The organism is Kluyvera sp. CHPC 1.251 (assembly GCF_036759945.1).
Taxonomy (GTDB): domain Bacteria; phylum Pseudomonadota; class Gammaproteobacteria; order Enterobacterales; family Enterobacteriaceae; genus Kluyvera; species Kluyvera sichuanensis.
In genome coordinates this window covers 301,947-315,519 of record NZ_JAPKIC010000002.1, presented here as the reverse complement: position 1 = coordinate 315,519, position 13,573 = coordinate 301,947, and the positions used below count along the sequence as shown (strand labels likewise).

The following is a 13,573-nucleotide window of genomic DNA, read 5'->3' as shown; positions in this document are numbered from 1 at the left end:
GTGAGGGGAAACCTCACTCCACGCTAAACATTTTATCCAATCGGCTATACCCCAATCCGTTGATCTTCTTCACCTTAATTTGTACCGGGATCCGCTCTTTCATCGCCTCTACGTGGCTAATCACGCCGATGATTTTACCGCTGGCGTTGAGCGTATCCAGCGCGTCCAGCGCCGTATCCAGCGTTTCGCTATCCAGCGTGCCGAACCCTTCATCGAGGAACAGAGAGTCGATGCGCGTTTTATGGCTTACCAGGTCGGAGAGCGCCAGCGCCAGAGAAAGGCTGACGAGGAAGCTTTCACCGCCGGAGAGGGTGCGGGTATCGCGGACCGCATCTGCCTGCCAGGTATCGACCACTTCCAGCTCCAGCGCGTCGCTGACCTTACGCTGAAGCAGATAGCGACCGTGCAGGCGGCTGAGCTGTTCGTTGGCGAGCCACACCAGATTATCCAGCGTCAGCCCCTGAGCAAATTTGCGGAACTTATCGCCCTCTTTAGAGCCAATTAGCGCATTCAGATGCGCCCAGTCCTCCAGCGCAGCGCTGGCTTTTTCTATCTCCAGGAACAACGACTGCTGCTGCTGGCGGTTCTCTTCATCCTGCTTCAACTGCTGGCGCAGTTCGCCCTGGCGTTCGCTGTTTTCACGGAGCTGTCGGGAAATGTGCTGGAGCTGCGTCTGGGCATCTGCCAGCGTCAATACTTCGCTCAGCGTTTCCGGTCGCTGGGTCAGATGGCGCTGTAGTGCCTCCTGCGCCTGTGCCGCTAACGTCTGGCGCTGCTGATGCTGCGTTTCCAGCGTCTGTTTAAGCTGCTCCAGGCGCTGACGTTCATGTTGATCCAGCAGCGCACTGAGGAAGTCCTGACGATCGCTAAAGTGCGACTCGGCCAACGCCTGGTCGAAGGCCTGCTCGGCCTGCTGCAGACGCTGTTTCTCCTGCGCTTCCTGCTGCTGGAGCGTGTGCCACTGGCTCTCCAGCGATACGCAGTCATGGTGCACCTGCTGCCAGCCGTCGAGGGTGACCGGGTGGAAATCTTCTGGATTTTGCACTGCAGGAAGGGTATCGAGCAGCGGTTGGATTTGCACGAGCTGCTGCTGAATTTCCTGATGCTGTTTTTGCTGCTGCTGCCAGCGCTGGGTATCCGCCTCACGGGCAGCTAGCCAGCGGTGCTCTTCGCCAGGCTGCGGGACAGCGAGGCCGAAACCGGCAAGCGTCTGGGTCAGCAAAGCGGCGCTCTGCGCCAGTTCATTCTGCTGTTGGGTATGCTGGGCGCGTAGCTCGCGGAGCTGTGCATCGAGCGTCAGGCGCTGGCTGTACTGATAACGCTGCTGTTCGGCCTCTTCCTGCGCTGCCAGCCAGCCGTTGATATCGTCAGCAGGCTGTAGCGTAATATCCAACCCCTGAATGACCGTTTGCCACTGTGATGTAAGTGCTTGCTCTCGCTCACAAAGTGTTTCCAGCTCGGCATTTTCCTGCTGCTGCTGTTTTTCCAGCGCGGCCTGCTGACCGCGCTGCGTGGCGCCTTCTTCCGCCAGTTGGGCGACCTCTTTCTCCAGCGCATCGCGGCGGGCTTTGTTGGCATCCGGGGCTAACGCCTGGTACTCCGCCAGCGCCGGGTGGCTGGTCGAGCCGCACAGCGGGCAGGGCGCGCCTGGCTGCAAACGCGCACGCTCGGCCTCGAGACGCACGATTGTCGCCTCCAGCTCGCAGATGGCATTGACGTCGTCGCGCTGCTGCTTTTTCTCTTTATAGACCTGGCGGAGCTGGGTGAGCCCGGCGGTCAGCGTCTCCAACTGCTGTTGGCGCTGCTGCTGTGCGTGCAAAAGCTGCTGGCGGCGTGTTTGCAGCGGTATGAACTGTGAATGCAGTGCGCTTAGCTGCTGGCGCAGCGGGCGGGTTGCCGCGTGCTGGGCTATCTGCCCGGCCACGTCTTCCTGAGTCAGCGTCAGCGCCGAAGGAGGCAGTTGGGCGAGCTGTTTTTCCAGATCAACCAGGCGCTGCGCAGCGGTCTCCAGTTGAGCACGTTCACGGGACTGTTGGCTGAAAGCGCTGCGCCAGCCGGTCAGTTCCCCCAGCCACTGCTGGATGTGTTCGTTTTCCTGCAGCCACTGCTGAAGCTGGGTTTGGGTCTGCTGGAGCGCGGCGGCCTGCTGCTCAGCGCTCAGACGAAGACGGTCGCGAAGGCGGCGGGAATCATGTAAGCGAGTATTTACTTGCTCTACTAACTGATGGGTTTTCACCACCGTGGCGGCCTGTTCCTGTAGCTGCGTCCAGCGCGGGCGTAACGCTTCCGCAGGCTGCGCCCGGTTGAGCGCTGCAAGCTGCGGCTGCGCCTCTTCCAGCGCCTGACGGGCGGTATTGAGCGACTGCTGGTGGATCTTCCCGTCCTGTTCCAGCTCCTGCTGACGGGTGAGCCACTGTTGATGCAGCGCAGCGATGGTCTGCTGTTGTTGCCACTGCTGCTCGTCAGAAGTAAGTGCCTGCAAACTCTGTGTCAGGGTCTGTTGCTGCTCTTCGCTCAACAGCACCACGCCGCTGGCCTGCGCCTGAAGCTTCTCCAGCTCGCCACGCGCCTGCTTATGTTTTTCAAAGACCTGCGCTGAAATCTGGCCATAGATTTCGGTACCGGTCAGCTCTTCGAGCAGTTCCGCGCGTTCTTTGGGCTCGGCGTTGAGGAAGGCGGCGAACTGGCCCTGTGAGAGCATCATCGAGCGGGTAAAACGACCGTAGTCGAGTCCGGTCAGCGAGGCGGTCATCTCCAGTTTGTCTTTAATTTTATCCGCCAGAATTTGCCCGTCGTCGCAGCGGGCGAGTTCAACGCGCGGCGCCTGTAGGTTGCCGTCCGGCTGATTGCGGGCGCGGTTCTGGCTCCAGAAGGCGCGGTAGGCTATGCCCTGAACCTCGAACTCGACTTCTGCCAGACATTCGGCGGTGTCGCGGGTCATCAGATCATTTTGCGACTGGGAGACATTACTCAAGCGCGGCGTCTTGTGGTACAGCGCCAGGCAGATGGCGTCCAGCAGGGTGGTTTTCCCCGCGCCGGTTGGGCCGGTAATGGCAAACAGACCGTTGCTGGCAAACGGCTCCTGGGTGAAATCGATTTTCCACTCACCCTTGAGCGAGTTAAGGTTTTTCAGGCGCAGGCTGAGAATTTTCATGGCTGTTCCTCCTCGCCAAGACTCTGGAGGGTCTCATTAAACAGCGCGTGCAGGCGCTGTTGCTGCGGCTCCTCCAGCGTTTCCAGTGCCAGACGACGCTGAAATACCTCTTCGACGCTCAGCTCGCTCAAGGTTTCGCGTTCAAGGCTTGCCAGAATGCGCTGGCGTTGTTCACGACTGCGGCGCACCAGCAGCACGTCGACCGGCAGGTCGTCGGTGATGGCCTGAATTTTACGTTGAATATCATGCAGGTATTCGTCGCTGGTGATTTCAATATCCACCCAGGTGCTCGGCGCTGCGGCGGCATCGCGCCATTCGGCGAGCTGGGCGCTGATAGCGTCAAAATCGCCTTTGATCACTGCCAGCGGCTGAGTCACGGGTACGGTAAGCGGCGTGACGTCGGCAAGTTTGCCGTCAGTGAAGCTCACCAGATTGACACTTTTGGCTTTGCCGGTTTCATCAAAGCTGAGAGCGATAGGTGAACCGCTGTAGCGAATATGCTCGCTGCCGCCGATTTTCTGCGCCCGGTGAATATGGCCCAGCGCGATATAGTCGACAGGCGGGAAGTTTTGCGCCGGAAACGCGTCCAGTGTGCCAATATAAATGTCGCGCACCGCGTCACTTTTGCTGGCTCCGACGGTGGTCAGGTGTCCACTGGCAATAATCGGCAGCGTGGCATCGCCGCGCAGGTCGCAGGCCTGCTGGTATTGCTGCTGGTAATAGTCGGTGATACTCGCCAGCACCTGCTGGACTTTTTCGCCGCCGGAGAGCCCCGCCTGACTGGTAATAATGTCACGTGGGCGCAGGAACGGCACCGGGCAGAATACCGCGCCGGGCGTGCCGTCGCGGCGATTCAGAATAAAGGGGGCATGACCGGCACTGGCGATCACCGTGGTATTCAGAAATGAGAGAATATCGCGGGATTCATTCAGCGTTGCCACGGAGTCATGGTTGCCCGCCAGCACCACCAGATGGCAGCCGGTCTGCTGCAAATTGACCACAAATCGGTTGTACAGCTCTCGCGCATAGCTTGGCGGGGAGCCGGTATCGAAGATATCGCCCGCGACAATAATGGCATCCACCTGCTCCTGTTCGGCGGTGGTGAGCAGCCAGTTCAGGAACGCGTCATGTTCAGCCGCGCGGCTTTTGCTGTAGAAGTTCTGGCCAAGGTGCCAGTCCGAAGTGTGGATGATGCGCATAGCGGTTCCGTGAGAAGTGGCGTAAAGTTGATTATAAACATCAGCCTACGTTGAGGTCGATGAGCGCGTTTTGGGTGTGTCATAAACCGTAAACCGCGATCATCTAACGGTCATGTTTTTCATAAATCTGTCATAAATCTGACGCATAATGACGCCGTATATAATACTGATGTCTAAAAACAGGGCAAATAATGGCAAGACGTATTCTGGTCGTTGAAGATGAAGCGCCAATCCGCGAGATGGTCTGTTTCGTTCTGGAGCAAAACGGTTTTCAGCCGGTGGAAGCAGAAGATTACGATACCGCTATCAGCAAACTGAATGAACCCTGGCCCGACCTTATTCTGCTCGACTGGATGTTACCGGGCGGCTCGGGACTGCAATTTATTAAGCATATCAAACGTGAAGCGCTGACGCGTGACATTCCGGTGGTGATGCTGACGGCCCGTGGTGAAGAAGAAGACCGCGTGCGGGGCCTCGAAACCGGCGCCGACGATTACATCACCAAACCTTTCTCACCAAAAGAGCTGGTCGCCCGCATTAAAGCGGTGATGCGCCGTATTTCACCGATGGCGGTGGAAGAGGTGATTGAGATGCAGGGGCTGAGCCTTGACCCGACTTCTCACCGCGTGATGACCGGTGAAAATCCGCTGGATATGGGGCCAACCGAATTTAAGCTGCTGCATTTCTTTATGACGCACCCGGAGCGCGTGTACAGCCGCGAACAGCTGCTGAACCACGTCTGGGGCACCAACGTTTATGTTGAAGACCGTACCGTCGACGTGCATATTCGTCGTCTGCGTAAGGCGCTGGAACACAGTGGTCATGACCGCATGGTGCAAACCGTTCGCGGCACGGGTTATCGTTTCTCTGCCCGTTTCTAATTTTTGACAGGAGTGTGACGCGTGCTGGAACGGCTGTCATGGAAAAGGCTGGTGCTGGAGCTGCTGTTATGCTGTCTCCCGGCCGCGATACTGGGACTGATTTTTGGTTATCTGCCGTGGTTTTTACTGGCGGCGGTGACCGGGCTGCTTATCTGGCATTTCTGGAATTTATTACGGCTCTCCTGGTGGCTTTGGGTCGACCGAAGTATGACCCCTCCGCCGGGACGCGGTAGCTGGGAGCCCTTGCTCTACGGGCTTAACCAGATGCAGCTGCGTAATAAAAAACGCCGCCGCGAGCTGGGCAATCTGATTAAACGCTTCCGTAGCGGTGCCGAATCGCTGCCAGATGCGGTGGTGCTCACCACCGAAGAGGGGGCCATTTTCTGGTGTAATGGCCTGGCCCAGCAGCTGCTGGGGCTTCGCTGGCCCGACGATAGCGGGCAGAACATCCTCAACCTGCTGCGTTACCCTGAATTTACCCAACACCTCAAAAAGCGTGATTTCTTAAAGCCGTTACATCTGGTGCTGAACAGCGGCCGCCATCTGGAGATCCGCGTGATGCCGTATACCGACCGTCAGCTGTTGATGGTGGCGCGCGATGTTACGCAGATGCACCAGCTGGAAGGGGCGCGGCGGAACTTCTTCGCCAACGTCAGCCATGAGCTGCGCACGCCGTTGACCGTGCTGCAGGGCTACCTGGAGATGATGCAGGAGCAGGTGCTGGAAGGGAATGTACGAGAGAAAGCACTGCACACTATGCGTGAGCAGACGCAGCGCATGGAAGGGCTGGTTCGACAGCTGCTGACGCTCTCTAAAATCGAGGCTTCACCGACGCTGGCGCTGAACGAAAAGATTGATGTGCCAATGATGCTGAAGGTGGTGGAGCGTGAGGCGCAGACGCTCAGCCAGCATAAGCACCAGTTCCACTTTGAGATTGATGAGTCGCTAAAAGCGCTGGGTAACGAAGAACAGCTACGAAGCGCGATGTCGAACCTGGTCTATAACGCCGTTAACCATACGCCGGAAGGCACGTTGATTACCGTGCGCTGGCAGCGCGCGCCGCATGGGGCGTTGTTCAGCGTTGAGGATAACGGTCCGGGGATTGCGCCTGAGCACCTGCCAAGGCTGACCGAGCGTTTTTATCGCGTTGATAAAGCACGCTCGCGACAGACCGGCGGCAGCGGTTTGGGGCTGGCAATTGTTAAACATGCGGTTAATCATCACGATAGCCGGCTGGACATTACCAGTACGCTCGGCAAAGGTTCGTGTTTCAGTTTCCTGCTGCCGGAACGTTTAATTGCCAGAAATAGCGAGTAATTTCGCGCTTGTCAGCTTAACTTTCCACAGACCAGCCTCGGCTGGTCTGTTTGCTTTGCAGTCAAGTAAACGCCGCGTGATTTACGAACGTCTGATTATTTTTTGTTCGCATGATTAGCCGGATGTTTTTCTTAAATCCAGTTAATACGTCTGCCTATTTTTTCACTATCAATATAATCATCTGGTTTTGCGATCCCGTGTTGCTTTAAAACGTTATAAGCGTTTAAATTGGCCCCCATGCAGTCGTAAACAGACTGTATATGCGCGGTAAATCAAAAAACTATTCTTCTCTACGCCGCGAAGGGAGCATATCCCGCTGAGTTTATTGTCAGTTTCCTCTGCATCATTCCACAGGCGCTGACACAATAAATTTGTTTTACAACACCACATCCACAGGCTGTAGTTACATATGACCCATCAATTAAAATCGCGTGACATCATCGCTCTGGGCTTTATGACCTTCGCGTTGTTCGTTGGCGCAGGCAACATCATTTTCCCTCCAATGGTTGGTTTGCAGGCCGGTCCTCACGTCTGGACCGCCGCGATCGGCTTCCTGATTACCGCCGTTGGTCTTCCGGTGCTCACCGTGGTCGCGCTGGCGAAAGTGGGCGGCGGCGTGGACAGCCTGAGTACGCCAATTGGTAAAGTCGCGGGTGTGCTGCTCGCTACGGTCTGCTACCTGGCGGTGGGGCCGCTGTTTGCGACCCCGCGTACCGCGACCGTTTCGTTTGAAATCGGTATCGCGCCGCTGACCGGCAGCGGTGAGCTGCCGCTGTTCATCTACAGCCTTGTCTACTTCGCGCTGGTAATTCTGGTGTCGCTCTATCCGGGCAAACTGCTGGATACCGTGGGCAACTTCCTCGCGCCGCTGAAAATTCTGGCGCTGATTGTGCTGTCCGTTGCTGCCGTGATGTGGCCGGCTGGCCCGATTAGCCACGCGATGGAAGCCTATGAAACCGCAGCGTTCTCCAACGGTTTCGTGAACGGTTATCTGACCATGGATACGCTGGGTGCGATGGTGTTTGGTATCGTTATCGTCAACGCCGCACGTTCCCGCGGCGTGACCGAAGCGCGTCTGCTGACCCGCTATACCATCTGGGCTGGCCTGATGGCGGGCGTTGGTCTGACGCTGCTGTACCTGGCGCTGTTCCGCCTGGGTTCTGATAGCGCGACGCTGGTCGATCAGAACGCGAACGGTGCAGCAATCCTGCACGCTTATGTACAGCACACCTTCGGTGGCGCGGGTAGCTTCATGCTGGCGGCATTGATCTTCATCGCCTGTCTGGTCACCGCGGTGGGCCTGACCTGTGCTTGCGCCGAGTTCTTTGCGCAGTACCTGCCGTTCTCCTACCGTACGCTGGTCTTTATCCTCGGCCTGTTCTCTATGGCGGTGTCGAATCTGGGGCTGAGCCACCTGATTCAAATCTCTATTCCGGTGCTGACAGCGATTTATCCGCCATGTATCGCACTCGTAGTGCTGAGTTTTACCCGCAATTGGTGGCATAATTCGGGCCGCGTTATTGCACCACCGATGTTTATCAGCCTGGTATTTGGTATCCTTGACGGCATCAAAGCCTCTGCCTTTGCAGATGTGCTGCCAGCGTGGACTGCCCGTTTACCGCTGGCCGAGCAAGGCCTTGCATGGCTGATGCCGACGGTTGTGATGGCGGTTCTGGCGATTATCTGGGACCGTACAGCAGGTCGTCAGGTGACATCCAGCGCCCACTAATCGGCGTTTGCATCAAGGTGTTTTAACCACGGAACGTGATGTTCCGTGGTTTTTTATTTTGGGTACTTTCACCTAAGTCGTTCGCGCCAGGCGCGATGATGATGGGTATGACATGGCACTGGAAACGATGGAAAACAACAAGCTGAAGCGCGGGTTAAGCACCCGACACATTCGCTTTATGGCCCTCGGATCGGCCATTGGTACGGGGCTGTTCTACGGCTCCGCCGATGCGATTAAGATGGCCGGGCCCAGCGTTCTGCTGGCCTATATTATTGGCGGCGTTGCCGCGTATATCATCATGCGTGCACTGGGCGAAATGTCCGTGCATAACCCTTCTGCCAGCTCCTTCTCTCGCTATGCGCAGGATAACCTGGGCCCGCTGGCAGGCTACATCACCGGCTGGACCTACTGCTTTGAGATCCTGATAGTGGCGATAGCTGACGTCACCGCCTTTGGTATTTACATGGGCGTCTGGTTCCCGGCGGTACCGCACTGGATATGGGTGCTCAGCGTGGTGCTGATCATCTGCGCCATCAACCTGATGAGCGTGAAGGTGTTCGGCGAGCTGGAATTCTGGTTCTCGTTCTTCAAAGTCGCCACCATTATCATCATGATCGTGGCCGGTTTTGGCATCATTATCTGGGGTATCGGTAACGGCGGGCAGCCAACGGGCATTCATAACCTGTGGAGCAACGGCGGCTTCTTTAGCAACGGCTGGCTCGGCATGGTGATGTCGCTGCAGATGGTGATGTTTGCCTACGGCGGTATTGAGATTATCGGTATCACCGCCGGTGAAGCGAAAGACCCGCAGACCTCTATTCCGCGCGCGATTAACTCCGTGCCGATGCGCATTCTGGTGTTCTACGTGGGTACCCTGTTCGTCATTATGTCCATCTACCCGTGGAACCAGGTCGGCACCAACGGCAGCCCGTTTGTGATGACCTTCCAGCATCTGGGGATCACCTTCGCGGCCAGCATCCTTAACTTTGTGGTACTGACGGCATCACTGTCGGCGATTAACTCCGATGTGTTCGGCGTGGGTCGCATGCTGCACGGTATGGCGGAGCAGGGCAGCGCACCGAAGGTGTTCGCTAAAACCTCCCGTCGCGGTATTCCGTGGGTGACGGTGATGGTGATGACCATCGCGCTGCTGTTTGCGGTGTACCTCAACTACATCATGCCGGAAAACGTCTTCCTGGTGATTGCGTCGCTGGCGACCTTCGCCACCGTGTGGGTGTGGATTATGATCCTGCTCTCGCAGGTGGCCTTCCGTCGCCGCCTGTCGGCGGATGAAATCAAAGCGCTGAAGTTTAAAGTGCCTGGCGGCGTGGCGACGACCATCGTCGGTATCGTCTTCCTGGTCTTTATTATCGCGCTGATTGGTTACCACCCGGATACCCGCATTTCGCTGTACGTGGGCTTTGCGTGGATCCTGCTGCTGTTAGTCGGCTGGGCATTGAAAACCCGTCGCAGCAAATAATCTACCCTGGCACGTAACCCGGACGAGGTGCGTATGCACCGACTCCGGGTCTTTCCCGGCGTCGCGTTTTCTCTCTCAATCCTCCGCCCCCGTCCTCCTCCCTACAAAAAAGTACAAAAGATGAGTAGGGTGCACTAGTCGTATGGCAAGGTGGGCTCACTTTGAGGATAGGGGATAGATGATGTTGAACGCCTGGCACCTTCCTGTTGCTCCCTTTATTAAACAGCAGCAGGACAAACTCATTATCACGCTGTGGCTTCGCGGCGATGACCTGCCGCAGCGAGTGACGATGCGCTCGGAAGTCGATAACGAAGAGATGGCGGTATCGATGCGCCGCAGTGGCAAAGCGCCGAGCCATGATATCGTGCAATGGCGTGCGGAAATTGGTCTGCATGAAGGTCAACCGCGCCGTCGTTACGCCTTTAAACTGCTGTGGGATGACCGCCAACAGTGGTTTTCACCCAAAGGCTTTAGCGCCTTTCCGCCAGCCAAGCTGGCGCTTTTTGCCTTTGATAGCCCGGATGCAGGCCCGCAGTGGGTGACCGAACAGGTTTTCTATCAGATTTTCCCGGACCGTTTTGCCCGCAGCCCGTCGCGTAGCGACCAGCAGGACAACGTCTACCATCATCACGCGGCCGGTCACGACATCATTCTACGCGACTGGGATGCACCGCTTACCGCTGAAGCGGGCGGCTCGACCTTTTACGGCGGTGATCTCGACGGTATCAGCGAAAAGCTGCCCTACCTGAAAGCACTTGGGGTGACTGCGCTGTATCTGAACCCGGTGTTTACCGCGCCCAGCGTGCATAAATACGATACTGAAGATTATCGTGAAGTGGACCCGCAGTTCGGCGGCAACGACGCGCTGCTGCGCCTACGCCATAACACCCAGCGTGAGGGGATGCGCCTTGTCCTCGACGGTGTGTTTAACCACAGCGGCGACACTCACGCCTGGTTTGACCGCCACAATCGCACGGCGAAGGGAGCCTGCCATCACCCGGACTCAGCGTGGCGCGACCACTACAGCTTCTCACCAGAGGGTAAAGCGCTGGATTGGCTAGGCTACGCTAGCCTACCGAAGCTCGATTACCGGTCTCAGGCGCTGATTGATGAAATCTACGGTGGTGAAGACAGCATCGTTCGTCACTGGCTGAAAGCGCCGTGGAATATGGATGGTTGGCGGCTGGACGTGGTGCATATGCTGGGTGAAGCGGGCGGCGCGAAAAACAACCTGAAGCACGTGGCGGCGATAACCCAGGCGGCGAAAGCCGCGCGGCCGGATGCCTATGTGCTCGGTGAGCACTTTGGTGATGCGCGTCAGTGGCTACAGCAGGATGCGGAAGATGCGGCGATGAATTATCGCGGATTTACCTTCCCGCTGTGGGGTTTCCTCGCCAATACCGATATCTCCTACGACCCGCAGAAAATTGATGCGCAGACCTGCATTGCGTGGATGGAAGATTACCGTGCCGGGCTGTCACATCAGCAGCAGCTACGCATGTTTAATCAGCTTGATAGCCACGATACGGCGCGCTTTAAATCGCTACTCGGTCGTGATGTGGCGCGTCTACCGCTGGCGGTGGTCTGGCTGTTTAGTTGGCCCGGTGTGCCCTGTATCTACTACGGTGACGAAGTCGGGCTGGACGGCGATAACGACCCGTTCTGCCGTAAGCCATTCCCGTGGGATGAAAATAAACAGGATAAAAACCTGCTGGCGCTCTACCAGCGTCTGGCGGCGCTGCGTAAAGCCACGCCTGCGCTGCGTCTTGGCGCCTGCCAGGTGCTCTATGCGGTGGGAGATGTGGTGGTGTTCCTGCGCGTACTTGGCGCGGAGCGGGTGCTGATTGCGATTAATCGCGGTGAAGCCTGCGACATCACGTTAGCGGACTCTCCGTTGCTGCATGTGGCCCGCTGGCAGCGCCGGGAAGGCGAGGCGCAGCTGGAAGGTATGCGCCTGACGCTTCCGGCTGTCTCCGCGTCGGTGTGGACCGGTCACTGATAGAGACGGCGGATCTCAGCGCTGGCGAGCAGGGTTTCACGCCACCAGCGCTGAGCGAGCCCGTCGCTGCCGTTGCGCCAGGCGATATAGGCGACATCTTTCTGGCGAAACGAGTCTACCGTTTTCTCCACCAGTTCTCCTGCTGCCAGCCACGGGCTGGCAATATGGCGAGGGAGGAACCCGCAGCCCATACCGGCGCGAAGCAGCGTCACCTTGCTGTGAAAATCGTCGACGCGAATCTGCGGTTGTTCGTCCATCAGGTTGGTCTGCAAGGGGTGACATACCCGCGCGCTGTCGCTTATCACCACCGCGCGATGTAAACAGAGCTGCTCGTTAGTTAGGCCTTCTGAGGCGGTCGCCAGCGGATGATTTGGTGCCACCACAAATACGTTATCCAGCGTGCCGAGCATACGATATGACCAGGCGGCCGAGGTGGGCGGTTCGTTAATTGCGCCGAGGATAATATCCGCGCCGTTATGGGTGAGCTCTTCCCAGGAACCGGCCAGCGTATGATGGGTAAAGCTGAGGCGGGTTTGTTTATTTAGCTCGTAAAAATCCTCGATCGTCGGCAATAGCGCGGCAAAGGGAAACGAGTCGTCCAGCGCAATCGCCAGCTCTTTTTCCCAGCCAGAGGTTAGCTGTATCGCCTGCTTTTCCAGATCTTTCGCCGCATTGAGCAGTAGGCGGCCCTTTTCCAGCATCATGCGTCCGGTATCGGTGAATTTTGCCCGATGCCCGGAGCGGTCGAGCAGCGTAATGTTCAGGTCGCTTTCCAGCTTTTGAATCATATAGCTAAGCGCGGCGGGCGTTTTAAACAGCGAATCGGCGGCGGCGGCAAAGGTCCCGTGTTTCTCAAGAGCATCAAGAATAAGCAGTACGTCCAGATTGATTCGCATAATGAAAAATATCCTGAAAATTAAACCACTACGTTGTAACGAATAGTGAAAAACAATGCCAGTGAATAAATTAGATATAAGCATCGCATTTTTTTGATGCTGATTTATTACCGTCACAAGATGGTAAGTTTTCTTTAATAACTCGTTAGAAATTTCCCGCTATACTCAACAAGCTTTCTGATTCAGGATCCTGCTGCTGACGGCAGTTTAAGACCGTTGTCTTTTAACCTATTGATTAAGAAGGTGTGTTATGTCTATCCGGGAACTGATTGACCCTAAAAACTCTGCGCTTATTTTTATTGACCATCAGCCACAAATGTCATTCGGCGTGGCGAATATTGATCGCCAGACATTAAAAAATAATACCGTAGCGTTAGCGAAAGCCGGGAAAATATTCAATGTTCCGGTCATTTATACCTCCGTCGAAACGAAAAGTTTTAGCGGTTATATCTGGCCTGAATTACTCGCCGTTCACCCTGACGTTAAGCCTATCGAACGTACCTCAATGAACTCCTGGGAAGACGCTGCTTTTGTGAAAGCGGTGGAAGCAACCGGGCGTAAAAAACTGATTATCTCCGCGCTGTGGACCGAAGTCTGCCTGACCTTCCCGGCGCTGATGGCGCTGGAAGCAGGCTATGAGGTATATGTTGTGACCGATACCTCTGGCGGTACCTCCGTTGATGCCCACGAACGTTCTATCGACCGCATGGTGCAGGCCGGTGCGGTGCCGGTGACCTGGCAGCAGGTGCTGCTGGAGTACCAGCGCGACTGGTCGCGTAAAGAGACCTATGACGCGGTGATGGATCTGGTGCGTGAACACAGCGGCGCTTACGGGATGGGCGTGGATTACGCCTACACCATGGTGCACGGCGCACCTGAGCGCAAAGCCTAAGGCAAGCGATCCGGTGGGGCGATCAC

At 56.8% G+C, this 13,573-nt stretch carries 9 protein-coding genes; 6 read left to right on the top strand and 3 right to left on the bottom strand.

Annotated elements, in window-relative coordinates; translation table 11 throughout:
* Positions 1–13 precede the first annotated feature (13 nt).
* Complete coding sequence (gene sbcC / locus V6940_RS05915; protein WP_333495186.1) at positions 14–3,154, bottom strand: exonuclease subunit SbcC; 3,141 nt, start codon at positions 3,152–3,154, stop codon at positions 14–16.
* Entirely contained in the window at positions 3,151–4,353 is a 1,203-nt protein-coding gene (gene sbcD / locus V6940_RS05910) for an exonuclease subunit SbcD (RefSeq protein WP_333495185.1), read from the bottom strand. The genes sbcC and sbcD overlap by 4 nt, the downstream gene beginning before the upstream one ends.
* 191 nt (positions 4,354–4,544) lie before the next feature.
* On the opposite strand from sbcD, the gene phoB reads away from it, so the two are divergent.
* From phoB to malZ, 5 genes are all read left to right on the top strand, one after another.
* Complete coding sequence (gene phoB / locus V6940_RS05905; RefSeq protein ID WP_185667191.1) at positions 4,545–5,234, top strand: phosphate response regulator transcription factor PhoB; 690 nt, start codon at positions 4,545–4,547, stop codon at positions 5,232–5,234.
* Positions 5,235–5,255: 21 nt separating this feature from the next.
* Positions 5,256–6,551, top strand: coding sequence for a phosphate regulon sensor histidine kinase PhoR (gene phoR, locus V6940_RS05900; protein WP_333495184.1), 1,296 nt, complete (start codon positions 5,256–5,258; stop codon positions 6,549–6,551).
* A 409-nt stretch (positions 6,552–6,960) separates the two neighbouring features.
* Positions 6,961–8,280: a branched-chain amino acid transporter carrier protein BrnQ gene (brnQ, locus tag V6940_RS05895; RefSeq protein ID WP_333495183.1), complete on the top strand. Its 1,320-nt coding sequence runs from the start codon at positions 6,961–6,963 to the stop codon at positions 8,278–8,280.
* A gap of 127 nt (positions 8,281–8,407) precedes the next feature.
* Positions 8,408–9,760: a proline-specific permease ProY gene (proY, locus tag V6940_RS05890; protein WP_185667318.1), complete on the top strand. Its 1,353-nt coding sequence runs from the start codon at positions 8,408–8,410 to the stop codon at positions 9,758–9,760.
* Between the two features lie 178 nt (positions 9,761–9,938).
* The gene (malZ, locus tag V6940_RS05885) at positions 9,939–11,759 is read left to right on the top strand and encodes a maltodextrin glucosidase (RefSeq protein ID WP_333495182.1); all 1,821 of its coding nucleotides are present in this window, start codon (positions 9,939–9,941) and stop codon (positions 11,757–11,759) included.
* On the opposite strand, the gene V6940_RS05880 is transcribed toward malZ, so the two are convergent.
* Complete coding sequence (locus V6940_RS05880) at positions 11,753–12,655, bottom strand: LysR family transcriptional regulator (RefSeq protein WP_333495181.1); 903 nt, start codon at positions 12,653–12,655, stop codon at positions 11,753–11,755. The two genes, malZ and V6940_RS05880, sit on opposite strands and share 7 nt — an antisense overlap.
* A gap of 250 nt (positions 12,656–12,905) precedes the next feature.
* Here V6940_RS05880 and V6940_RS05875 point away from each other — a divergent pair, with 250 nt between their 5' ends.
* A complete protein-coding gene (locus V6940_RS05875; RefSeq protein WP_185667181.1) occupies positions 12,906–13,547 on the top strand; it encodes a hydrolase in 642 nt (213 codons plus the stop codon).
* Positions 13,548–13,573 lie beyond the last annotated feature (26 nt).